The sequence below is a fragment of the Herpetosiphonaceae bacterium genome (genome assembly GCA_036374795.1).
Taxonomy (GTDB): domain Bacteria; phylum Chloroflexota; class Chloroflexia; order Chloroflexales; family Kallotenuaceae; genus LB3-1.
Genome location: DASUTC010000027.1, coordinates 1 through 1,256, shown reverse-complemented (window position 1 = coordinate 1,256; position 1,256 = coordinate 1). Strand labels below are relative to the sequence as shown.

The window sequence follows — 1,256 nt, the reverse complement described above, 5'->3', positions numbered from 1 at the left end:
GGGCTGCTGCGCGATCTGCGGCGCAGCGGTGTCGAGGCAGACCACGGACCCGGCGAAGGACAGCTTCGGCAGCAGGGCCGCATGCGTGAGCAGCACGGCGGGCTGGGCGTCGGCCAGCATGAACTGCAAGCGCTCCTGGGGATAGGCCGGATCGAGCGGCAGGTAGGCACCGCCCGCTTTGAGAATGCCGAGCAGCGCGACGAGGAGATCGAGCGAGCGCGGCAGTGCCACCGCCACGGGGCGATCGGGGCCGACGCCGTGCTCACGCAGCTCATGCGCAAGCTGATTGGCGCGCGCGTTCAGCTCGTGGTAGCGCAGCGTCGTGTCGCCGAAGCGCACGGCGATGGCGTCGGGCGTGCGCATCGCCTGCGCCTCGAAGAGCTGATGCAGGCAGCCCTGCGGATACGCGGCCTCGGTCGCGTTCCAGCCCACGATGAGCTGCTGGCGCTCGGCGTCGCTCAGCAGCGGCAGCCGGTCGATGCGCTGCTCCGGCTGTGCCACGATCCCCTCCAGCAGCCGCACATACTGCTGCCCTAGCCGCCCCATCGTCCCCGCGTCGAACAGATCCGTCCGATAGTGCAGTTCCCCCGCCACGCCCTGCCGCGTCTCGCTCAGCGTCAGCGTCAGATCGAACTTCGTCGTCGTGCGCGCCAGCTGGAGCGGCTCCACCGCCAGCTCCGGCACTCGCAGCGCCGGACGCGGCGTGTTCTGCAACACGAACATCACCTGGAACAGCGGCGTGCGGCTGGTATCACGCGCTGGCTGTAGCTGCTCCACCAGCAGCTCGAAGGGCAGATCTTGATGGGCGTAGGCGTCGAGACAGACCGCGCGCACCCGCTCCAGCAGCGCCGCGAAGCTCGGATTGCCCGCCAGATCGGTCCGCAGCACCAGCGTGTTGACAAAGAAGCCGATCAGCCCGTCCAGCTCCGGGCGCACCCGTCCGGCGATCGGCGTGCCGACCGCGATGTCGGTCTGCCCGCTGTAGCGCGCCAAGAGCGTCTGCCACGCCGCCAGCAGCGTCATGAACAGCGTCACGCCCGCCTGCTGGCTGAGCTGGTGCAGCGCCGCCGTCAGCGCGGCGGGCACCGCCACGCGCACCGCCGCCCCCGCCGCGCTCAGCAGCGGCGGACGCGGATAGTCGGTGGGCAGATCGAGCGGCGGCACGTCGGTAAGCTGCGTTTGCCAGTAGGCGCGCTGCCGATCGAGCACGGCGCCCTGCAACCACTGCCGCTGCCAGACGGCGTAGTCGGCGTACT

1 protein-coding gene is annotated in these 1,256 nt (G+C 70.5%); it reads right to left on the bottom strand.

The genetic code is table 11. The features are described 5' to 3' along the window. The coding region (locus VFZ66_01665) for a condensation domain-containing protein (protein ID HEX6287863.1) at nt 1-1,256 on the bottom strand (1,256 nt) is incomplete at both ends.